At 61.1% G+C, this 23,025-nt stretch carries 13 protein-coding genes and 4 pseudogenes; 10 read left to right on the top strand and 7 right to left on the bottom strand.

The window, feature by feature from the left end; genetic code table 11:
- Positions 1-205: 205 nt before the first annotated feature.
- Together OKW27_RS00215 and OKW27_RS00210 are read left to right on the top strand one after the other, a co-directional pair.
- Positions 206-883, top strand: a pseudogene (locus OKW27_RS00215) (ATP citrate lyase citrate-binding domain-containing protein); the annotation flags it as partial.
- Positions 884-911: 28 nt separating this feature from the next.
- A complete protein-coding gene (locus OKW27_RS00210) occupies positions 912-3,611 on the top strand; it encodes a CoA-binding protein (protein WP_429332133.1) in 2,700 nt (899 codons plus the stop codon).
- A gap of 377 nt (positions 3,612-3,988) precedes the next feature.
- Here the strand turns inward: OKW27_RS00210 and OKW27_RS00205 are convergent, their stop codons facing one another.
- Positions 3,989-6,397, bottom strand: coding sequence for a bifunctional diguanylate cyclase/phosphodiesterase (locus tag OKW27_RS00205; RefSeq protein WP_429332132.1), 2,409 nt, complete (start codon positions 6,395-6,397; stop codon positions 3,989-3,991).
- Positions 6,398-6,979: 582 nt separating this feature from the next.
- A pseudogene (locus tag OKW27_RS00200) lies at positions 6,980-8,404 on the bottom strand (IS1182 family transposase).
- Between OKW27_RS00200 and OKW27_RS00195 the strand changes: the two are divergent.
- The 5 genes and pseudogenes from OKW27_RS00195 to moaD form a co-directional block, all read left to right on the top strand.
- A pseudogene (locus OKW27_RS00195) lies at positions 8,395-8,700 on the top strand (thiamine pyrophosphate-dependent enzyme); the annotation flags it as partial. The pseudogenes OKW27_RS00200 and OKW27_RS00195 sit on opposite strands and share 10 nt — an antisense overlap.
- Positions 8,696-8,809 (top strand): annotated as a pseudogene (locus OKW27_RS00190) (hypothetical protein); the annotation flags it as partial. The pseudogenes OKW27_RS00195 and OKW27_RS00190, both read left to right, overlap by 5 nt.
- Positions 8,810-9,144: 335 nt before the next feature.
- On the top strand, positions 9,145-10,581 hold the full coding sequence (locus OKW27_RS00185; RefSeq protein ID WP_429332131.1) for a PLP-dependent aminotransferase family protein: 1,437 nt from the start codon (positions 9,145-9,147) through the stop codon (positions 10,579-10,581).
- A gap of 505 nt (positions 10,582-11,086) precedes the next feature.
- Positions 11,087-12,172 carry a GTP 3',8-cyclase MoaA gene (gene moaA, locus OKW27_RS00180; RefSeq protein WP_429332817.1) on the top strand — a complete coding sequence of 362 codons (1,086 nt, stop codon included), beginning with the start codon at positions 11,087-11,089 and terminating at the stop codon, positions 12,170-12,172.
- Between the two features lie 74 nt (positions 12,173-12,246).
- The gene (gene moaD, locus OKW27_RS00175; protein ID WP_429332130.1) at positions 12,247-12,504 is read left to right on the top strand and encodes a molybdopterin converting factor subunit 1; all 258 of its coding nucleotides are present in this window, start codon (positions 12,247-12,249) and stop codon (positions 12,502-12,504) included.
- 58 nt (positions 12,505-12,562) lie between these two features.
- Here the strand turns inward: moaD and OKW27_RS00170 are convergent, their stop codons facing one another.
- The 3 genes from OKW27_RS00170 to OKW27_RS00160 form a co-directional block, all read right to left on the bottom strand.
- Complete coding sequence (locus tag OKW27_RS00170) at positions 12,563-12,862, bottom strand: transcriptional regulator (RefSeq protein ID WP_429332129.1); 300 nt, start codon at positions 12,860-12,862, stop codon at positions 12,563-12,565.
- Between the two features lie 468 nt (positions 12,863-13,330).
- Positions 13,331-14,602, bottom strand: coding sequence for an efflux RND transporter periplasmic adaptor subunit (locus OKW27_RS00165; RefSeq protein ID WP_429332128.1), 1,272 nt, complete (start codon positions 14,600-14,602; stop codon positions 13,331-13,333).
- A gap of 19 nt (positions 14,603-14,621) precedes the next feature.
- Positions 14,622-17,861 (bottom strand): efflux RND transporter permease subunit, encoded by a 3,240-nt coding sequence (locus OKW27_RS00160; protein ID WP_429332127.1) that lies wholly within the window; start codon positions 17,859-17,861, stop codon positions 14,622-14,624.
- A gap of 282 nt (positions 17,862-18,143) precedes the next feature.
- Between OKW27_RS00160 and OKW27_RS00155 the strand changes: the two genes are divergently transcribed.
- Positions 18,144-18,434 carry a DUF4148 domain-containing protein gene (locus OKW27_RS00155; protein ID WP_429332126.1) on the top strand — a complete coding sequence of 97 codons (291 nt, stop codon included), beginning with the start codon at positions 18,144-18,146 and terminating at the stop codon, positions 18,432-18,434.
- A gap of 681 nt (positions 18,435-19,115) precedes the next feature.
- Here the strand turns inward: OKW27_RS00155 and OKW27_RS00150 are convergent.
- Both OKW27_RS00150 and OKW27_RS00145 read right to left on the bottom strand, forming a co-directional pair.
- A complete protein-coding gene (locus OKW27_RS00150) occupies positions 19,116-20,492 on the bottom strand; it encodes an IS4 family transposase (protein WP_429332125.1) in 1,377 nt (458 codons plus the stop codon).
- Between the two features lie 724 nt (positions 20,493-21,216).
- Positions 21,217-21,372, bottom strand: a complete 156-nt coding sequence (locus OKW27_RS00145) for a hypothetical protein (RefSeq protein ID WP_158608233.1) — start codon at positions 21,370-21,372, stop codon at positions 21,217-21,219.
- A 445-nt stretch (positions 21,373-21,817) separates the two neighbouring features.
- Between OKW27_RS00145 and OKW27_RS00140 the strand changes: the two genes are divergently transcribed.
- Both OKW27_RS00140 and OKW27_RS00135 read left to right on the top strand, forming a co-directional pair.
- The gene (locus OKW27_RS00140; protein WP_429332124.1) at positions 21,818-22,246 is read left to right on the top strand and encodes an antitoxin Xre/MbcA/ParS toxin-binding domain-containing protein; all 429 of its coding nucleotides are present in this window, start codon (positions 21,818-21,820) and stop codon (positions 22,244-22,246) included.
- On the top strand, positions 22,243-22,716 hold the full coding sequence (locus OKW27_RS00135) for an RES family NAD+ phosphorylase (RefSeq protein WP_429332123.1): 474 nt from the start codon (positions 22,243-22,245) through the stop codon (positions 22,714-22,716). Before OKW27_RS00140 ends, OKW27_RS00135 begins: the two co-directional genes overlap by 4 nt.
- Positions 22,717-23,025: the final 309 nt, after the last annotated feature.

Here is a 23,025-nt window from a genome sequence, read left to right as displayed (position 1 = left end):
ATGACAAACCAGGTAGGACCGGGACTCGCTAAACCTGAATGCGCCGTCGAGCTTCGAGCTCGCGCAGGAAATGAGGTGCGAGTCAGCGTATTTCATAGAGGCCCGCAGCAGCAATACCGGCTGCAACAAGGCCGGATATAAAGCTGCAGCCCATCCTGTCTGTCTGAACACACGAAAACTGTTGCAAACGGGACGCGTTCATATAAAGGGGCGCATGACGCCGGTGGCCTGCGACTTCAAATGTGGCTTCGATCGCGACGACCCGCGCTGGCGCCGGCTGAACCTGCCGGCGAGCCTGTTTGCGGTCGACTACTCGGACTTCGAGCAGGAGATCAACCAGCTGCGAACCTACCAGGGCCAGAGCGACGTCTACGTGATCAACGCGGAGGGCACCATCCTCGCGCCGACCTTCGGTGGCGGGGCGAACTCGCTCGTCACCCAGATGCTGGGCGACGACGCCATCATCTCCTCGGACTTCGGCGGCAACCCGCCCTACGAGAAGATGAAGGAGGTGGCGCGCATCTGTTTCAAGCACTGGATCAAACAGAGCAATGTGCTGTTTATCATTGGTGGCAAGTCGAACAACACGGACATCTTCGAGACCTTCCGCGCCATGGCCGACGCGCTGCGCGAGCACTTCAGCCAGCATGGCGCGACCCCGCTCTACGTGGTGGTCGGCCGCGGCGGGCCGAACCTGGTGCGCGGCATGGGCGCAATGCGCGACACGCTCGATGCGCTAGGCCTGCCCTACCGTTTCTTCGGCTTCGACTCCGACATGAGCGAGGTCGTTCTGTATGCGAAGAAGGTCGATGCATGGATGAAAGCCGGCGGTCGCGAGCAGATCGCCGCGCGGCTCGGCATCGCGCCGAATCAGGCCGCCTGAAGGTCGCCCCGCGCATAAGGAGCGTGTCATGTACAAGCAAGGCGTAGGTGATTTCAAATATTTCGTCGGCATCAGTTCTCTCACCCAGGTGGCCACGCGCGAAGACCGGGTTTGCGTACTCAACATCCTCGGTGGCGAGTCGAGCGACGTGACGCCGGTGGGCCATGTGTATTCGGGCGGCAACGTGGTGTTCGGCACGGCGCCTGGCAAGCGCGGCCAGGCGCTGGAGACGGCACTCGGCAAAGTGCCGGTCTACAACAACGTGCTCGAAGGCATCAACGACGGCCACCGCTTCAACTGCGGCGTGATCTACCTGCCGCCGGCGGCGGCGCGTGACGGCGTGGCCGAACTGATCCGGGTCAATCCGGATCTGAAGAAGATCTTCATCGTCACTGAGAAGCTGGCGGTGCACGACTCGCGCGAAATCCGCGCGATGGGGCAGTCCAACGGCATCGACATCTTCGGCGGCAACAGCCTGGGCGTGGCCGATGCGTGGAACCTGGTGCGCATCGGCGGGGCACTGGGCGGCGATCATCCGGAGGAAGCACTGCGCCGTGGGTCGATTGCGATCTTCTCCAACTCGGGCAACTTCACCACCACCATTGCAACCTATCTGCGCATGGCCGGCTGGGGCACCACCACCTCGATTTCCTGCGGCAAGGACGTCTATATCCACTTTGCGGCACCCGAGTTCGCCTTTGCGTTGTCCAACGATGCACGCAGCAAGGCGGCCGTGCTCTATGTCGAACCCGGCGGCTACTACGAGCTTGATGCCAACTTCACCAAGCCGGTGGTGGCATGCGTGGTCGGGCGCTGGAAGTCCAAGCTGACCCGCGCGGTCGGGCATGCGGGCGCGATGGCCGGTGGTGCCGACGACGCGCTCAGCAAGGAAGGCTGGTTCATGGACAAATTCGGCGTGGACGGCATCTTCACACCGGAGCATCCCGTGTTCTCGGCCAAGGGGGCGCTCGTCACCAACATCGCCCATATCCCGGCCGCACTGACTGCGGTGATGGGCGAGAACGCCTGCCGGCCCGACTTCGCCTCCGAGGGCAATCTCGCACTCAAGCCGTGGTTCGGCGCGAGCCACGGGCTGACGTTGACGCCCGAGCTCGACTTGCCCGTCGTCGAGGCCAGCGCCCCGTATAACGAGCAAATCGCAGCCCTGAACCGGCAGATCGGCGCGGTACCGCCACGCCAGACAATGAAGGACGCCTCGGGCGCGTCGCAGATGGACGCCAGGACCCAGGTCACGAGCCTGTACGGCGTGTCGATGCTCGACGCCGCGCAGTATCCGCTGGAAGCCAACGTCAGCCTCGCGCTGCTGCACGAGCCCGGCGGCGAGAACGACCGGCGCCTGATCAACGTCGCCATCGGCGCCGGCCTCAACCTGCACGGCCACCCGGCACTGGCCGCGGCACAGGCCGCGCGCGAGGCCGGCAACGCGCCGAACACCGTGCTGGCCGCTGCCGCCAGCATCCTTGGGCCGCGCTGCCAGGGCACGGCGAGGCAGGCTACGCGGGTGCTGATCGACGCCTTTGCGGCGGCCGGCGTGAGCGATGCGCTGGACGAAAGTTTCGACCTGAGCGCGATTCGCATCGACGACCCGGGCCTCTTCGTCGGCGCTACGCCCGATGCCGGTGCAGAGGCGCTGCTCGAGGGCCTGCGCGCCAGAGGCGCCAGGTCAGTCTTCGTGCGTTACCTGCAAGCATTGCCAGGCCATCCTACTGCGGATGCCGTGCTGGCTGCGATCAGCGCCACCCTGGCCTGGGGGCCACTGATGCGCAAGCGCGTGTCGCGGCTGACTGTCGAAAGCCTGCCGTGGTGGTTGCGTCTGTTTGGTACCCTGATCGGCGCGTCGGTCAGCGCGGACCAGCACCAGGCCGACAGCTTCTGCGGCATAGCGATGACCGATGTCCTCGAGAAACGGCCGATCAGCGAGGTAGCGTTCGTCGCGCTGCTTGGCTTCGCGCCGCAGCCGGCCGACCTGTTTGCGTTTCAGGTGCTGGTGGGGCTGCTGCTGTCCAACGGACCCGGCACGATCTCGGCCCAGGGCGCCAAGGGCGCGGTCTCCGCCGATGGTCCCGAGGACCCCGAGCGAGTGCAGCTCAACAAGGGCCTCGTCGGGTTCCTGGCCCACACCGGGTACACCCACGGTGGCAACGGCTACGAGGGGATCGCTTTCCTGATCGAGCAGTTCAAGGATACGGGCCTTGTTGATCCTGGTGATCCTAACCATGGCATTGACCTGAAGGCGCTAGCCTTGAAGTATGTCGAGGCGTATGCCCGCTACAAGTCAAACAAAAAGAACACCGGAAGCCTCGACATCCAGAAAATTCCTGGCGTCAATCACCCGGTATTCAAGGACAAGCCGGTCAATCACGATCCGCGCGAGGTCTTCATTCGTGAGCTGATGGCCGGGCGCAATGAATACAACGTCTTCCACGAGTTCTACGGTACCCTGGTTCAGACCTTGTTCGATGCAGGCGTTTCGCGCAACGTTTACTGCGTCAATATCGACGCGGTGATTGCCGCGCTGCTGCTGAAGATGCTGTGGCTGCCGTATCGCAACGGCGCTTATACCGGAGCGGCACTCGAGACGGCGGCCTTCACGATCTTCCTTTATCCGCGCATGCTCGGCTGTGCCGCCGAAGTCGACGACCACATGAACCGCGGCCGCAATATGGACACGCGCACGCCGGCGTCGCAGTGCGTTTTCGTCGCTTGATCGACCATGGCTGACAAATCACGCATCGACCGGCCCCATTGATTGGCTTCGACACGCCGTCTTCGCTGCATTGGGCGTGCCGACGGCCGATGCGCAGCAGTTTATCCACTGGCAGGTAGAGCCGATCTGTGAGGGCTTCTCGCGTCAGTTTGGCAATGCGACGAACGTAGGGGCAAACAGGAGTTCGGCGACAGAGCGTCGCGCCGAAATCGATGTCCGTGTTGGCGGCTGAGTCCAGAAGCAGTATCGAGCCAGATCCTTCGCGATAGCCGCCCCCGGTCGAACAGGACATCACCACGCGGGCGTGACGGCACCGTCATCACGTCAGACGGCATTGTCACGATACCCGCTAAACGGTCATAACGTCGGTCGTCGAATTAGCTTACCTGCGCGCTTAGGCTTTCCATCAAAATGTGAGCACTGGTTGGTCCGCGTGTGTACGTTCGCTGCCGATGCGCTTGTATCCAGAGCGCAAAACCCTCCGGCGGCAACGGCGGCGAGAAAAGATGTCCTTGATACAAATGGCAGCCATGGTCGCTCAGAAAGTCGCGCTGCGTTTGCGTTTCCACGCCTTCAGCGACAACAGTCAGTTTTAGCACGTTGCCAATGTTCATTACAGTCTGTGCCAGAGACTCTGCCATTGCGTCGCCCCCGATATCCCGCACGAAGCTTTTGTCAATCTTCAGTTCTTTGACGGGGAACCGGTGGAGGTAGCTCAGGGACGAGTAGCCCGTACCGAAGTCGTCTATCGACAGCGCTATTCCCAGGGCATGTATCGCATCGAGCGACGTGCGAATGTCATCGGCCGACTCATCAAACATGACTCGCTCGGTCATTTCCAGGATCAGGTCTTCAGGATCCAGGCCATGAGCCCGCAGAGTGCGCGCGATAAAGGCGGGGTAATCTGGCCGCCTGAAGTCGGCGGCACAGACATTCACGGAAATGTTCGGCACGTCGATGCCACCTGAGCGCCACTCGGCAAGTTGGCGGCAGGCCTCGCCGAGCACCCATGCATCCACCTCTGCGATCAGACCGCTTTCTTCCGCGACGGCGATGAAGCGATCCGGCGGAATGAACCCTTGCTTATCGCTGTACCAGCGCACCAAGGCCTCGACACCGCGCAGCCCTCCAGTCACATCGACCTTGGGCTGGTAGACGACACTCAGTGCACTTGCTTTCAAGGCTCGTTGCAGCGCGATTTCCAGCTCGAGATGTTCTTTGGCCTGGCGCTCATACTCGGGAGCGTAGAAATGCACCTGGTTACGTCCCGCGCTCTTCGCCTGGTACATCGCCATGTCCGCGTTTCTCAGCAGGGTATCGCTGTCCTGTCCGTCGTGCGGATAGAGTGAGATGCCGATGCTGGCACTGATCGTGATGCTACTGTCATGCTTGGAGTTGATGACGATAGGCTGATCTACCGCTTGCAGAATGCGTCCGGCTATGTGGGTGGCCCCAAGTACGTCGCAGTTCTGCAATATGGCGAGAAACTCGTCTCCGCCGAGCCGGCCGATCACGTCCTGACCCCGGACATGACCCCGAAGACGACTTGCGATCTCGCTCAACACTTCGTCGCCGGCGGCATGCCCCTGTGTGTCGTTGATGCGCTTGAAACGGTCCAGATCGATAAACAGCGTTGCGAAACTCGACGAATTCCGGCCGGCGTCCGTCAGGACGCGGAGTGCGTCTCTCCGGAGTTGCGCCCGGTTAGGCAAGCCCGTTAACGAGTCGAACCACGCGAGTCTCTGCAATTGGCGTTCCATTGCCAGTCTCTTGCGCAATTGTCCGCTGAACATCAGTGACAACGTGATGAAGAGCACATCGAGAACGAAAGTGACGATGCCGATGGCAATTGCTCGTTTGCGCCATCCTGCGTAGATGTCCCCAGTCGCGAAGCCGACGACGAGGACCAGTGGGTAGCGGCCAATCCGCCTGAAGCTGTACAGCCGCTCAACGTGGTCGAGTACCGCAATGTCGACGTACGTTCCGTGATCCGATTGCACGAGTGGTGGAAACGAATGGCCGCCAGCGAGCGAACTGCCGATATCGTCCTTGTGATGCGGTTGCCGCACCAGGACCGTCCCGTCCGTGCGCAGCAGCGTAATGGTCCCGTGCTGACCGAGTATTGAGTCTTCGAACAACCGGCGGAAATAGCTTAGCCGAAGTGTACCGGCGACAATGCCCGCGAACTGGCCGTCTTTATCCTCAAGTCGCCGGCTCAATGCGATCTGCGGTTGTTCCCGATCGCCTGCGCGCGGTAGGAAAGGCTTGCTGAGGTACAAGCCAGCATCTTTTTTCTGTCGCTGAACCTGAAAGTAATCCCGCTCGCTCACATTGAGCTTGCGCGGCGGAACGGAACGGGAGTCGAGAATCAAATTGCCTGCTGCATCTGTCGCGAACAATGCGCCCAGTTCTTTCGCATTGCTAGCCGTGCTGAAAGCGACGAGCTGCCGGACTTCTGGGGGAAGACGGTAAATGCTGGGCGTCTCGATACTTGTCACGACATCGCGCATGGCGAGTTGATAGATGTCGAGATTACGCTCCGTCTCCTTTTGCAGGGAGATCACGAGGTTTTGTGCGGCATCGCGCGCCTGTGCCATCGCGTCCAGTCTCATTTCGTACAGCGAGACTACCGTGACGCCGGTGGTCGCGAGCGTGATTGCAATCCCAGCGAAAATGAACAGGGCCGGTCTTGTGACAAAGGAGCTTGCGACTCGAATCATGTTCTTCAGAAATGCTCGGGAAAGCCTGGGCTTAAGTGCGAAGACAAACAAGCGCTTCGTTAGCACGCGCTCTCCAGTTCGACGGAATGATACCTTGAACTGGCGAGCCCGATACTGCAGGTACAGGTGGAGGACGAACGTCCCTGCAGATGAATTCGTGATCGGGCGACACCTTCCTCGTTATATCGACACGTTTGGCAAAATCTTTACCCTTGGCCTGTTCGATGGTTTCCTGGCGACAACCGGGCTCGCAGGACGGGCACGACGAAGGCTGGCGGTCCGGGAGGCCGCCCGAGCCATTCCTTTCCTTTCGATCGGATCCCTTCTCCCTGTCCAATTAGCCGTCACCGTTCCAGACGGACATGTCTGGACGACCTGCTGTGCTTTCGGCCGGTGGTGCGCAGCGAGGCAGGAGTTTCGTGACAACCGTTCGGTTTGGAATGGTTAGCCAAAATGGTGATCACGAACATCGTTTTGTAAAGCTTGACCGACCGCGTCGAATCTTGCCTGCGGTCCCAAATCGGCCGAGGGCGTGCGAAAACAGATTTCTTATCGCCGAAGGCCAGTTCACGCGTCCGGTTAATAGGGATTGGTAGATCGGGTTCGCGCTAACGTAACGTCTCAAGCGCAAAGAAGCCCCTCGGGGCCTTAGCTTTCAGCCGTCCTCATCGCCTTTATCGCCCCGGCAACGCCAAGTATATTCATGACCCGCTTCAGGTTGTAGGCCAGTACCTGAAGACTCATTTCAGTGCTCACTCTTCCAAGCGTGCGGGTCAGGAAGTGCGTGGCACCCATCCAGTGCTTGAGTGTACCGAATACATGCTCAACGGTACTTCTGCGGATGGTCATTGCATCCGGTTTCCGCTCAAGCCGATGCTGCATGGCTTCCAGTACGTGTTCGTGTTCCCATCGTCGAATGCGACGATAGTCGCTGGGAGAACATCTCTCCCTGAGATGGCAGCGCGGGCAGGCACTGGGCCAGTTAGACCTGCAGAGTCATGTCATGCTCAACAGTCGTGAATCGACGAATTGCACGCTCGCCAGCGGGGCATCGATATTCATCGCTCTTCGCGATGTAGACAAAGTCTCGCTTGGTAAAGAGGCCCTTCATCCTTGATGCCGAAGTCAGTGGTTTCGGGACATACGCTTTGACCCCTGCCAGTTCGCACGCACGGATATCTGGACCACTGAAGTAACCTCGATCGGCCAATGCCTTTAGCTTCGGCTTGCCCATTGCGTTCTTCGTCGATAAAGCCATCCTGCTGAGTTGCCCGTGATCGCTTCCGGTATTCGTTACCTCGTGCTCAACAATCAGGTGATGTTTCGTGTCCACGGCGGCCTGAACGTTGTAGCCGACCGTTCCGGTTCGTTTGCCACTGCTGGTCATGGAACGAGAATCCGGGTCGGTAAGCGACAGCTGTCCGTCCGGTTCTTTCTTCAGCGCTGCGCTTTGATTTGCTCGAGCTCACGCATCCGCTGGCGCAACAGAGCGATCTTCTCGTACAGGCGCACGGTCTTCACGTCGAAACCTGTCCGGCTGGTCCGGTCTGCGGTTTCAATCAGGTCAAGATATCGCTGAACACTTTCCTCAATCTGCTGCTGACGCTTGTCGATCTTGCCGGCCGTGTAGTTCCTGTCACGGCTGTTCACAGCCTTGAACTTGCTGCCGTCGATCGCCACCATGTCACTGGACAGCAGCTTCAGTCCACGACACAGTTCGACGAAACGTCGGCATACGTTGCGAATGGCTGGGCCGTTGTCGCGGCGAAAGTCGGCGATCGTCTTGAAGTCTGGTGCCAGACGTCCTGTCAGCCACATCAGTTCGACATTACGCTGGCATTCGCGCTCGAGACGCCGACTCGAAGGCACACGGTTCAGATACCCGTAGATATAGATCCTGAGCATCGCGCCAGGATGATAGGACGGGCGGCCCGTGAGCGCCGGCATGATGCCATTGAAACCAAGTTCCGCAAGGTCCAGTTCGTCGACAAAGGCATTGATGACCCTGACGGGGTTGTCCTGTCCAATGTAGTCATCGACGCATTCGGGAAGTAGTGCGACCTGCTCTCTCAGGCGACTACGACTTCCAGTTCATGATCGAGGAGCTCGCGGCCGGCGCGCAATTCAAGCTGCCGTACGTGCATGTCGTCGTGAACAACTCGTACCTCGGGCTGATTCGCCAGGCGCAGCGCGCGTTCGACATGGACTTCTGCGTGCAGCTCGGCTTCGAGAACATCAACTCGCCGGAGATGAACGGCTATGGCGTCGATCACGTCGCCGTCGCCGAAGGTCTCGGCTGCAAGGCGATTCGCGTGTTCAAGCCGGAAGAGCTGAAGCCGGCGCTGCAAAAAGCGCAGGCGATGCTCGCTGTCGCGTAGCGACCGTATCTCGAAGTACAACCAGCTGCTGCGTATCGAGGAAGATCTCGGCGATAGCTCCAGCTACCCGGGCAAGTCGGCGTTCTACAACTTGAGATAGTTGTGGGAAAGTGACTTTAGGTCAGCTGCATGGCGCACTACCCAACTCTCCGCATAGCAAACCCAGAGCGGACATTACTGTAAGAGTCCCCAACAGTGGTCACTCAACGGAAGTAGGCTGATGACCCCACCGTCTTTCACGGCAAGCAATGAATTCGATCACATTTGGCAGAAGGCTTTTGGGTTGATTAAAAGCGTTCAGTCATGCGCTGAACGCACACATCGGCAGGGTTAGAAACAGTACAGCTTTAACGCCGCAGACGAATCCATGACACTGTGCGCGAAAACGGCGCGCGGGCCGCGACGGGCAAACTGCGTTCGACGATCGGGGGAGAGGTGAAGCTATACGAAAAGTTGGCGAAAGACATCGAAGAGCAGATTCACAGTGGTGTCCTCCGGACCGGCGAGCGCATTCCATCGGTCCGGCAAACGGGCCGGCATCACCGGCTGAGCATCACCACGGTCATCCGCGCGTATCTGCTGCTAGAGAGCAAGGGCGTCATCGAGAGCCGTCCGCAGTCCGGCTATTTCGTGCGCTCCGATGCGAGCGGCACGCACCGCGGTGCCGCGCTCGAACTGAATGCGTCGACGCCGCTTGCGGTTTCTGCACGGGTGGACGTAAGCCGCCTCGTGCTGTCGACCTTGCGCTCGATCGGCGCCGACGACGCGATTCCGCTCGGTTCGCCGTATCCGGACCCATCGCTGTTCCCGTTTCATAAGATCAATCGCTACGCTTACGCGATCGCGCGCCGCCAGACCCAATGGGGCGTGAAGTCCGAATTGCCGCCAGGCGATCCTGAGCTGATCCGGCAGATCGCCCGGCGCTATCTTGAGAACGGGGCGTCGATCGACCCGAACGAAATCGTTGTGACTGTCGGCGCGACGGAGGCCATCAATCTGTGCCTGCAGGCGGTCGGCAAACCGGGCGAAACGGTGGCCGTCGAATCGCCGACTTTCTACGCGATGCTGCACGCGATCGAGCGGATGGGGATGCGCGCGATCGAAGTCGCGACGGACCCGCGCACTGGTATCGACGTCGGCGCGCTGGCGCGGATCATGGAGAAGCAACGGATCGCCGCCTGCATGGTGATGCCGAACTTCCAGAATCCGCTCGGCTTCCAGATGCCGGACGAAAAGAAGCGCGAACTGGTCGAGCTGATGACGCGCCACGGTGTGCCGATTATCGAAAACGACGTCTATCACGAACTGTATTTCGGCGACGCGCATCCCGGCGCGCTAAAGGCTTACGACACGAAAGGGCTGGTGCTGCACTGCGCGTCGTTTTCGAAGAGCCTGACGCCGGCATTCCGGATCGGCTGGGCGCTACCGGGGCGTTACCGCCAGCAGGTCGAGAAGCTGAAGTTTCTCAACACGCTCACTACGCCGTCGATTCCACAACTGGCGATCGCCGAGTATCTGGAGAACGACGGCTACGAACACCATCTGCGCAGAGTCCGCAAGGTCTTCACGCAGCAGGCGAACCTGATGCGTGCGGTCGTCAACCGGTTCTTTCCAGAAGGGACGAGAACGTCGCATCCTGCTGGCGGCTACGTGCTGTGGGTCGAGTTGCCGCCGCAGATCGACTCGATGAGGCTGTATCAGCTCGCGCTGGAAAACGGCATCACGATCGGGCCGGGGTATATGTTTTCGACTTCCAACAGCTACAGCAACTTTATTCGACTCAATTACAGCTACGCGTGGTCGCCGCAAATCGAAGGCGCGGTGGTGAAGCTCGGCAAGCTTGCGGCTGCGTGTATGCGCGAGGCTGCCTGAGCGCGCAGCGGATGTTACGCTTGTAGCGGTCCCGAAAGCTCCTCTTCGTTCAATGTTCAATGCAATGCTGGGCCCAACGCTTCGAGCGAAACGCGCAGCGTATCCGGCAGGCCGTCGGCGAGACCCAGTACCGGCTCCGGCGCGTCTACATCGCGAGCCGTATCCATACGTTCTCGGCGGGGCCGGCGTCGATCCATCAGATCGTCAGCCAGCAGGCCGGGCGCGCAGCCAGTCTGAGGTCGCCGGGCGCAGACACGCACCGGCAGGACGCAACGCTTTGCAGGCCGATGCCGGACTGCGGGACTGCGCATGACGCACGCGCCGGATCGGGCGCGCGAACTGTACCCCTTCAAACGGCACCCTACTGTATGCAGGTCTCGCGCCGCGCGGCCTTATCCTGACACTATGCTGGACGCGGACACGGATGTTCCCCGCGTCGCCCGCGCCTTGTTTAAGGGAGATCGTCGTGAGCACCGTTTGCTTGCCTGAGACTAACACCGTCGCGATTCGCTCGCCGCTTTCACGCACCGATGCGGGCGCCGCCGCATGGCCCGACATCGAATGCATCGATGCGCTCGGCCGTCCGCTGAAGGACCTGCGGCTGTCGGTGATCGACCAGTGCAACTTCCGCTGCACATACTGCATGCCGAAGGAGGTGTTCACGAAAGACTATTCGTTCCTCAGTTCGTCTGCCCGGCTCTCATTCGAGCAACTCACCACGGTCGCCGGCGCCTTCGTGCACCTCGGCGTCGAAAAGATCCGCCTGACCGGTGGCGAACCGCTGTTGCGCAAGAACCTCGAACGCCTGATCGAAAGGCTTGCCGCAATGACGACACGCGATGGCCGCCCCGTGGAACTTGCACTGACGACAAACGGGTCGCTTCTCGCCGCGAAAGCGCGCGCGCTGAAAGTGGCCGGACTCGGGCGTGTGACCGTCAGCCTCGACAGTCTCGACGACCGTCTGTTCAGGGGCATGAACGACGTCGATTTTCCCGTTGCGCGCGTGCTCGAAGGCATCGAAGCAGCGTGCGCCGTCGGGCTTGCACCGGTGAAGGTCAATACGGTCGTCGAGTGCGGCGTCAATGAACATCAGATCGTGCCGATAGCCCGCCATTTCCGGTTTAGCGGCGTGACCGTGCGCTTTATCGAATTCATGGACGTCGGCGGCGCCGCGTCGTGGACGCAGGGCAACGTATTCACCTCCGCCGACGCCCGCCGCGAAATCGAGCAGACCTTCCCGCTCGTCCCCCGTGCCGCGGCGCGCGGCAGCGATACTGCCGCGACCTACCGTTACGCTGACGGCGGCGGCAAGGTCGGCTTCATTTCGAGCGTGTCTCAGCCGTTTTGCGGGGATTGCACGCGAGCGCGCGTCGCGGTGGACGGCAAGCTGTACCTGTGCCTGTTCGCCACCGAATCGTTCGATCTGCGACGGCTGCTGGACCGCGGCTGCGGCGCCGGCGACCTCGCCGGCGAGATCCGCGAAGTCTGGGCTCGCCGCCGCGACCGCTACTCGGAACTGCGCGAAGAAAAGCGAGCCATGCCGGGGAAAAAGCACTACCCGACGGTGCGTATGTCGCTCGTCGGCGGCTGACCGGATGCGAATCACAATTGCCACGGCTTCACTCACCATCCAGACAGGCCCGCAACCGGGCATCAGGACAAACGATGAAAGTCACCGTCAGATATTTCGCCGGCGTGCGGGAAATGTTGGGTATCGCCGTCGAAGAAGTCGACATCGCGAACAGGGGCACTACCGTAGCGGATCTTCGCCGGCAACTGGCCGCGCGCGGCGAGGCGGAAGCAACCACGTTTGCGGGCGGGCGGCCGGTGCGTGTCGCAGTTGACCGCGTCATGGGTTCGGATGCCTGCTTGCTCAACGACGGTTGCGAAGTGGCGTTCTTTCCTCCTGTCACAGGAGGCTGATGGGGCGCGGCCGCAGACCGGCCTCAATGAAGCCGTGCTCGCCGGCGTCGGCAGCCATTCACGCGGGTAAGAGTTCGGTGCATAGATCGAGGCCCTGCGTGGTCAGCGTCGCGGAGCCGGTGCCGTCGGGGTGAATCGTTACATCGACGAGGCCCGCCGTACCCAGTTCCGTCAGCAAGCGCCTGAGCGTGCTCATCGGTAATTGCGAACGTTTGCTGAGCTTCGCGAGCGACCATGGTTTGTCCGGTGACGCCTGCTGCGCCTGCCAGAGTTCGACAAGCAGTTCCACGAGTTGAAGCTCAGGGTCGTGCGTGTGCAGGGTGCCGCTTTCCACTTCGGTTTGCCGATCGTCCTTCATCGAATTGCCCTCCGCTCAACGTCGTTGTGACGTCGCTGGAGTGCGGGACGCCCGATCGCTCCGGAGTGATTCCGGTGAAGAGATTCTAGCGGTGCATCGCCTTGCTCCGGCAGACACAGTTTTCGATCTACTTCCGCGCCAACTGTAATCCCCGTTGCGCTGATACGAAGTTGTGGGACAAATGACTTTATATCAGCTGCATGGCGCGCTACGCAACTCTCCGCACAGCAAACCGAGAGCGGAAATTAAGAGTCCCCAACAGACCGCCAATCAGGTCTTCGACTGGCGCAGACAATATCTCGAAGGCCGCCGGAATCCGACCGCGCAGGACTGATGCCCCAATACATAGGCGACGCCGGCACTAAAAAGCCGGCGTTTTGCCGACGTCCGCTGATGATCAGGCCGGCGCTGCACCGGCCGTGAAAGAGACAGAGAAACCATCAGTGAATCCTTTCTGTGACGATGCACTTAGCCAGGCATGGCCGGCGCGATCTGCACGATCTGGCCGGTGTTCAGCGAATCGCCGGGGTTGTCGATCACGCGGTCGGTGGCGGCGAGGCCTGTCGTGATTTCGACGTGCGTGCCGAAATCGCGGCCGATATGCACGGTCTTGAGCAGCGCACGGCCGTTGCTATCGACCACGGCGACCGTCACGCCGTCCGGCCGGAACAGCAAGGCGCTGACAGGTAGGTCGAGCGCCGGCGTGGTCGAGTGCAATTGCAGATGCACCTGCGTGTAAGCGCCGGGCATCAGCGCGCCATCCTTGTTGTCGACGTCGACCTCGACGCGCAACGTGCGGCTCGACGGATCGATCGAGCCGGCGCTGCGCGCCACCTTTGCCGCGATGCGGCGCCCCGGATACTGCTGGGCGGTCAGATACACGCCGGTATCCGGCGTGATATAGGGCGCGTCGTTCTGCGGCACGTCGACGAAGACCCGCAGCACGCCGTTCTGCTGGATATGGAACAGTTCGCCCGACATGCCCGCGGTGCCGGGCGTGCCGCCCGCCGTCACCAGTGCGCCGACGTCGACGTTGCGCGCAGTGATCACGCCGTCGAACGGCGCGGTGATCTTCTCGTATGAGACCAGTTCGGCGAGATGCGCGACATTGGCCTGCGCCGACGCCAGCATCGCACGGCGCGCTTCCATGTCGCTGACCTTGGTGTCGGCGTCCTGCTGCGCGACCGATTGGGTCTTCAGCATCTCCTGCCAGCGCTGCGCGGTGGTCTTCGCGTAGTCGAAATTGGCCTGCGCCGTGGCTTCGTCGGCGTGGGCCTGGCGCAATTGCGCATCCAGTTCGGGGGCTTCGATTGTCGCGAGCGTCTGACCGCTTTTCACCCGTGCACCGATGTCGGTGTTCCAGTGCGCCAGATAACCACTCGTGCGCGCATAGATCGACGCTTCCGCGAACGGCGTAACCGCGCCCGGCAGCAACAGTTCCTGGACGGCCGGCGCGGCGCGCGGTGTGACGACCGACACGCTGAGCACGCTTTGCGCCTGCGTCTGTTGCGTCAGCGCGGCACTGGCATGCAGGCGCGGCACGATGCCGACGATCAGCAACGCCGCGGCAAGTCCGGTCAACGCAAGCGGCCAGAGGCGGCGGCGCGGCTTCGTGCTGGCGGGCGCTGCCGCCGTGGCATGCCGGGTTTCGTTGTCGCTATGCAAACGCGCGGTGTCGGCGGTCTCGGCGAACGCTTTGGACCGCTCGCCAAGCTCGGGCGGAAGGGATGAATCGTTCATGGGCAAGGTCTCGTCGGAGTCAATGAGTGCGGGCGGGAACGCCGGATTCTTGTATGTCGGTGCGCGCCGCGCGGCGTTTGTCGAGCCATGCATGCACCATCCCGTAGACGACCGGGACGAACAGCAAGGTCGACACCGTGCCGAGCGCGAGGCCGCCGATCACGGCGCGCCCGAGCGGCGCATTCTGTTCGCCGCCGTCGCCGAGGCCGAGCGCCATCGGCAGCATGCCGATCAGCATGGCGAGGGCGGTCATCAGCACCGGACGGAAGCGACTGAAGCCGGCCTCGAGCGCGGCCCGCAGCGGCGGCTTGCCGCCATGGTGAAATTCACGCGCGGTGTTGATGACGAGAATGCTGTTGGCCGTGGCAATGCCGATGCACAGAATGGTGCCGGTCAGCGCCGGCACGCTCAGGCGGGTGCCGGTGCTGAACAGCATCCACGCGATGCCCGCGAGCGAGCCCGGCAAGCCGCTGATGATGATGAACGGGTCGAGCCAGGACTGAAAATTGACGACCATCAATAGATAGACGAGGCCGATGGCGAACACGAGGCCGCTCGCGAGTCCCCTGAACGAATCGTGCATCGCCTGCACCTGGCCGCGCATGACGATCGACGCGCCCGGCGGCAATTGCGGCCGGATCTGATCGACGAGCCGGGTCACGTCGGCCGCCACGCCGCCGAGATCGCGTCCTTGCGCCGACGCGAAAATGTCGAGCACCGGCTGCACGTTGTAGTGCGAGACGACGGCTTGCTGAGTGCCGCGCGTCAGCGTGCTCAACGCGCCGAGCAGGTTTTGCGGCGCCGGACCGCCCGTGTTTGCGGCCGTGGTCATCATGCCGGACCCGGTGCCTCCGGTTTGCGCGACCGGAATATTGGCGAGCGCCTGCAACGAGTTGATGTCGTACTGCGGCATCATCGCCATCAGCGGATAGCTCACGCCGTTGTGCGGATCGAGCCAGAAATTCGGTGTGGTCTGCGAACTGCCGGACAACGCGATCAGCAGGTTCTGCGACACGTCGCGTTGCAACAGGCCGGCCTGAATTGCCCGGGTACGGTCGACATTCACATTGATCGCGGGTTCGTCGCCCGGTTGCTGGATGCGTGCATCGACGAGGCCGCGCACGCCGCGCAGTTGCGCGAGCAGGCGGTTCGCCACGGCGCGGTTGGCATCGAGCTTGTTGCCGACAATCTGGATATCGATCGGCGCGGGCAGCCCGAAATTCAGAATCTGGCTGACGATGTCCGCGGGCAGAAAGGCGACCATGACACCCGGAAAATCCCTGGCGAGCGTCGTGCGTAGCGTCGCCACATATTGAGCGGTCGGTTTGTGCTTCGCCGCGAGTGTGATCATCACGTCGGCGTCTTCCGGACCGATCGGGTCGGAGGAATCGTAGGTCAGGTTGATGCCGCTCACCGGCACACAAATGTTGTCGAGCATGGCCGCGAGTTCCTGCTTCGGGATCACGCTGCGCACGCGGGCTTCGACTTCATCGGTGATGCGCGCGGTGTCTTCGATGCGCGTGCCAGTCGGTGCACGCAAATGCAGGCGAATTTCGCCGGTATCGACGGCGGGGAAAAAGTCGCGCCCCGCAAACGGCACGAGCGCGAGCGAGCCGATGCAAAGCAGCAGAAAGATCGCGATGAAGCGCCGCGGACTCGCTGCCGCCGAGCCGAGTACGCCGCGATAGCGTTCGCGCAGCATCTCGAAGCGATGCTCGAAGGCGGCCTGGAAGCGGATCAGGCGCGCAATCGGTCCATTGCCCGTCACCGGCGCGTTGCTGCGTGCGCGCATGAGGTACATCGCGAGCGTCGGCACCAGCGTGCGCGAGAAGAAGTACGACGCGATCATCGCGAACACCACCGCTTCGGCGAGCGGCACGAACAGGTAACGCGCAACGCCGGAAAGCAGGAACATGGGCACAAATACGATGCAGATAGACAGTGTCGAAACGAAAGTCGGCACGGCGATTTCGCCGGAGCCGTTTAGGATCGCGTCGTGCAGCGGCTCGCCGTTTTCCAGATGATGCGTAATGTTTTCAATAGCGACCGTGGCATCGTCGACGAGAATCCCCACCGCGAGTGCGAGCCCGCCGAGCGTCATGATATTGATGGTCTGTCCGAGCGCGGACAGCGCGATCAGGGAGGTCAGCACCGCGAGCGGAATCGACACCGCGATGATCAGCGTGGCGCGCAAACTGCCGAGAAAGAGCAGGATCATCAACGCGGTCAACGCGGCGGCGATCACGGCCTCGCGCGCCACGCCCACCACCGCCGACTTCACGAACACCGATTGATCCGACAGCGCGGTGATGTGCAGCGCGCTAGGCAAGCCAGCCGCGATATGCGGCAGCATCGCCTTGACCTGCTGGATGATGGTGAGCGTCGACGCGCTGCCGGACTTCTCGATGGTGAGGAGCGCCGCGCGTTTGCCGTCGCTGCGCACGATGTTGGTTTGCGGCGCATAGCCGTCGCGCACATGGGCAACGTCGCGCACATACACCACGCCGCCGGCTACCGTCTTGATCGGCAGGTCGTTCAGCGCGGCCACCGTGTCAGTGCTGCCATTCATCTGCACGTTGTATTCCTTCGTGCCGATTTTGGCGGTGCCGCCCGGAAGAATCAGGTTCTGCGCGTTGACGGCGTTGACCACGTCGAGTGGTGACAGGCCTTTTGCCTGCAGCGCGCGCGGATCGATATCGACCATGATCTGCCGCACCTTGCCGCCGAACGGCAGCGGCACCGACGCGCCTTGCACCGTCGCCAGTTGCGTGCGGATCTGGCTGTTGCCGAGATCATAGAGCTGCTGTTCGGACAGCGTGTCGCTGGAGAGCCCATGTTGCAGGATTGGCACCGTCGACGCGTTGTACGTGATGATGTTCGGCGGCAACGTGCCGGGCGGCAGCACGCGCAGGATCGAAGCCGAATTGGAGGCCGCCTCGGCAATCGCGCGATTGATGTCAGCGCCCGGGTGAAAAAAGATCTTCACTACCGAGACGCCGTTCAGCGATTGCGACTCGATATGCTCGATATCGTCGACGTCGGAGGTCAGCGCGCGCTCGTAGTTCGACGTGATGCGGTTGGCCATGTCCTGTGCGGAAAAGCCGTTATACGTCCAGACGATGCTGACCACCGGGATGTCGATGTTCGGAAAGATATCGGTGGGTGTACGCAGTATCGCGAGCGGGCCGACGATAAAAATCAACACCGCAAGAACCACGAATGTATATGGGCGGCGCAGCGCGAGCTTGACGATCCACATGACGGTTTCCTGAAAAGAGGCAGAGGGAAGCGCACGGTTTGTTTCAACGCCTGGCGGCGCGGGACGCGGGCTTCTTCGGAGTGTGTGGGGGTGGCGCTTACCGGCGGTGGTCGGATAGATTACCGTTCTGTTATCTGGAGTTTGGGTTTTCTGTTCTGATTCAGGCGCGGTGCGTAGATAACAAAACGGTAATCCGAAGGTCAGTGCTCCGACAGCTGAAATGACAAGAATGGGAAGCGTGGTTCAGGCCACTCATTTCTTGCACATATCCGGAGAGACATCATGAAACGTTTTACCGCTTTGGCTGTTGCTGTTGCCGCGCTTGGTTTGTCGATTGGGTCGACTGCTTTTGCTCAGTCTAATTCGTCAGGGTTGACGCGGGCTGAAGTGCTGGCCCAGTTGCAGCAGGCCCAGGCTGAAGGGCTAGTGCCGGCGCCTAAGGATGACTATCCGCCTAGTGAGGCGACGATTGCCCGGAATCGGGAGATTTATGCTATTCAGCATCCGGGGGAAGCAGCGGCTGTGAAGACGGCCGGAGCGGGTGGTGTGGGTGCTGCGGCGGCTTCCAATTGAGGCTGGGTTTGTTCGCCTGCGGAGTTGACTCTTCCTTGTTGTTCGCCTGCTGCTTTGGCCTTTCCTTGATTTCTTATTGGTTTATTAGCATTGCCCCTGTGCGGGGCAACGCTCTCAACTTAAGCCTCACTGCATGAAGCGAGTTTGTACGCGAGATGGAAGTGGGGCTTGGCTTTTCTGGGTGGCCCTGGATAGGAGCGTGAGGGCTGGATCCGGCATCGAGTCTGGTGGATCATTTCCAGCACACCGGCGAGGCCGTCCAGACAGCGCTGGATGCACCGAGGATGGACTTGAGTGCGGCCAGTGCGTACACCCGGTTAGTACTGCAGCCGTAGATTTGTTACTATGCTGATATGGATAAGGACTACTGCACGTCAAGACTATGCATTCGACTGCGAAAACGTGGGCGCATGCCTGCGAGGCTCGTGAATGGCAACGGGAGCCCAACCGATCGTCCAAGAACTTGCGCATTTTGCATATTCTTGAGCATGTTTGTGATTCGCCCTGTCGGCGTGTAGTCCCGGTTCGCACCTGAATCGGTGGTTGGTGTCGCGTGATCTGGGCGATGCCGATATCGCCGCAACGATGGAGTTCTATCGCACTATCGAAGGTCGAGTGAGCTCGTTGTTTGGATGATGAGCTGCACCAGTGGAATCAAACCCTAGCTAGAATGGCACTTACTTAAGCCCGTGGAGCGTGCCCATATTTTTGGACGCGCTCACGTGCGATGTGACGAGGCTCTTTCAGCCATGAGTAGGACTTCGGTCTTCGTTTGCGCATTCGTGGTTCGATGCGACCGGGGCGACTCCCAACGCAAGACTGCGTGATCAGGTTGAACAGGAGACTCTGGTTGTGAGTTGCCGTCAGACCTCTGGCCAGCCATTCAGTCCATAACTGCACCGTGTGTTTGAAACTCAGTGTTCTCGGGTCAGTGGCATGGTGACTGGCGGCCTGAGCCATCAGCAGCCGAATCACGTTGTAGGCCAGCAGATGGACCCAGATCTCCTTTTCGTTCATGTGGGCAGTCTGGCAATGCAGCACATCCATGCCCATCGTCGTCTTGATGTTACGTAGATCCAGTTCCACGTCCCAGCGCCTGGCGTACAACTGCGAGAGGTCCTGTTTGCTGGTCTTGCGTGCATCAAGCATCGTGGTGACCAGCACCCGGTGATGCAGCCTGGACTCGCGCACCATCAGTTCATCGGGGAAGGCCTGGTACTGCTCATGCGTCATCCAGTCGGGACGCTGCCGGGGTTTGGGCCACGTCACAATGTGATCGCGCGTGCCCAGGGACCGGCCTCGCCGAAAGTCGGTGCGGCGTGCCCCATGCTGTTCCATCACGACGTCCACCCCGGCGGCGATCATTGAGGCCATCAGAAAGTAGTGGCAGTACAAGGCATCGGCGACGATCACGTCACCTTTGCGAAACGTGCCTTGCAGCATGCGAAACGCCGTCAGCTCCCCGCTGCCTTTGCCCGCGTAAGTTCCGACCGCCGACTCCAGTACTGCGCCGCTTGCCAGACAGATCACCGCAACCAGATAGGCCAATGGAAAGCCCACTCCTTCGGCCTGAGCACTGGACTGCGGGAAACGGGCCTGGTTCGACGGCGTATCGGGCATCGAGATCCCGGTGCCGTCAACCAGCTTGACCGGGCGCCCGCGCCACTTCCAGGCAGGCTCGGCCTGCTCATGCAGTTGGCGCCCCGTCTCGCGCGCCAACTCCCGCACCATCGTCAGCGGCAGTCTCTGGCGAGCGCGGCAGTAGCCTCCCGTACGCACACTCATGGGCCGCAGCCCGTCGGCAGCTCGCTGCGCCGCCCACCCGTTGACTGCCTTCTGACAGGAGGCGTCCTCTTCCAGCGCCTGGCGCATGAACATCGACAGTGTCACCGTCGGCGGATACAGCCGTTCCCGATGTTCTGGCAAATACGCTTCCGTTATGCCCAACAGCCCCGGGCTCGTCAGTATGTTGAAGTAGTCTACCGCCTGGGCCCTGCACGCCCGGCTTTGAACCCTGCTTCGTGTTTGCCTGTGATGACTTCGTGCATTACGATCCATGGGGGCTGATCTTTGGAATGAGACGGTGTTTGCCTGGTAACAACCATCGTATCAATCCCTGGATCAGCCCCCTCCCTTTCTCTTCAAGCACTTACCCGCGTCTTCTCCTCCATGTAGGCTTAAGTAAGTGCCATTCACTAGCTAGGCTTGAAACCAGTCACAAGACTATCCTCGACTTTAAGAGGTGATAGGTGTCCGGAGATTCAGGGGGCTGTTCCACCTCGTTTATCCCCCCGGTTCGTTTGCACTTGACATAAAAGGAATGATCGAAGATTAATTCGCAATCCTATGTTTACCAAGCCGAAGGGGTTTCAATTTGTGCAGGAGGCTGCTGCACAAATTCTGGATTCGGCCATGCCTTCAGGTTGCGCGGTGACAATTTGCGCAAGGCGGGGAGGGCTGGCTTGCGCTGGATCAGTGTGGCGACACGCTCCTTTAAGTTTCTGATGATCGAAACGTCGAGGGGGACGATTGCCTGTCTCACGAGGCCACAATGAAGCGTCTCGAATTGACGATTGGTGACCTGCCAAGGTGTTCGATGCCGTGGACATGGAGGCTGACTGATCGCTGGAGGAGACTGAGCAGGCGTCAACTCCGTTACCATCGCCTGGCGTGTGAATCCGAAATCAGTAGCTCAAACCCGCCAGTTCTCTTCGGAGCCTGGCGGGTTTTCTTTGCCGGCCTTTGCCTGTGGGGCGCGGGCTACATACAGCGGTGGAGTCGCTCAGCCGTTCAGTTGCGACTCGACGTTCAGGACGATCCGTGCAACCGGGTTGTTGTCTGCGGATTGCGGCGCGAACTTGATCTGGGCGAAGGTGACGATACCGAGAGCGACGACCAGGAGTGCTCCAGACGCGGCGATGCGGGGAAGGTATTTCACAGGGACCTCATTTTGATGATGTAGACAGAAACTGGGCGTAGCTGACAGGCGTGGCGATTCACCTTCAGCGGCATGTCTGTCCGCAACCCGGCAACGCCGGACGCGGTCGCCAGATCGCACTTGCCGATCGGACGGAGATTGTGCAGTGCACTATAACACGACCGTCAGATCGCACCTGCCAATCACACGGGCTTGTGCAGTGCACTATAAATGGTTTATCCGTGTGCCCGGTGCGACATCCTGTCGCGAGCGGATGCTTAGTTGCTTGAGCGTTTCGTGTATGAAAGATTTCTGTAGGCCGGGGCGATTCTCGCAGGCACGGACGATGTCGAGGAGACCGCCTCGGCAGTCTCCCCGCTGGAGCCCGCTAGATCGAAGATGGGTTTGCGGACGGTATCAATTGCGCTATCATTAGGCATCAACTGATACTTTGGTCGGGAGTCGCATGTCACTGATCACGCCTGAAGCAGTGGCCGCGGTCATGGAACTGCGGCAGGTCCCGCACACGCTCGCGGAACTCGAGGCACTTGTCCGCGACGGCCTGCCCAAGTCCGCGCTGCGCGCGGGCGTCGAACATGCGACGCAGGGTGCCGACGCCCGGCGTGCGCTACTTGCCCGCATCATCCCCGAAGCGACCTATAAGCGGCGTCGCGATCGGCTGACGCCAGACGAATCGGAAAAGACTGAGCGGCTGGCCAGGATCGTCGCGACGACGGCCTACGTCTGGAACGACGAAGAGGACGCGCGGGAATTCCTGTCGGCGCCGCACCCGGAGCTCGAAGGGCGGGCGCCGCTCGATGTTGCGCTGACCGAGCTCGGCGCGCGCCGGGTCGAAGAGCTGCTCTGGAAACTGTTTTACGGGTTGCCGGCGTGAAGTTGTTTCGAATCGCCGACACTCGACACCCGGTCTGGAGTGGCACCGGCGCGATGCTGGTGGGCGGCCGCTTCAATAGCCCGGGGCGACCGGTCATCTACGCCGCGTCGACCTTCGCCGGTGCGATGCTCGAGGTTCTTGTTCATGCGCGCATCGGCAAGGTACCGAAGACACACGGATGGGTTGAAGCAGCGGTTCCCGACGATATTCGCGTCGAACGCCATTCGGCCGAATCGTTGCCGGGGGGATGGGATGCGCCAGCACTGCAGGTGGCAAGGGTGTTCGGCGACGCCTGGCTGACCGAGTCGCGTAGCGCGCTCCTGATCGTTCCTTCCGTCGTGGTCCGTGCAGAGTTCAACGTGCTGGTCAATCCCGCACACCCCGACGCGACGCGGATTGCCGTGACCGAGCCGCAACCCGTGGTGTGGGACGAACGCCTCTTTGTGATGCGGTCGGTCGGACACTCCTAGATCATGATGGTGGTCGGCTAGCCTCGCCTCGACGCTTTGCTCCTCGAGGGAGATGACCAGGGCGTCGCTTCTGGTTTAGTTCGCACTCGCCGCTCGCAATGGCCAGTGCAGCGCCGTCTTATATTCTCCTTGTGTGGTTGCCAGCGCCGACACGGCTGTCAGTTTTTGTCAATCGCCCCGACAATTTGACATAACGTAATTTATCAACAATGAGAATGTGGGAGCAAAGTAGTAGTGTCGTACCTGAGCAAAGTACAGATGTCGTACCCCAGGGATCTGTAGCGCATGCTGGTGCGGTTTTCCTGCCTG

The sequence above is a fragment of the Paraburkholderia sp. 35.1 genome, assembly GCF_050436525.1.
GTDB classification, from domain to species: domain Bacteria; phylum Pseudomonadota; class Gammaproteobacteria; order Burkholderiales; family Burkholderiaceae; genus Paraburkholderia; species Paraburkholderia tuberum.
This window is presented reverse-complemented; position numbering and strand designations above follow the sequence as displayed.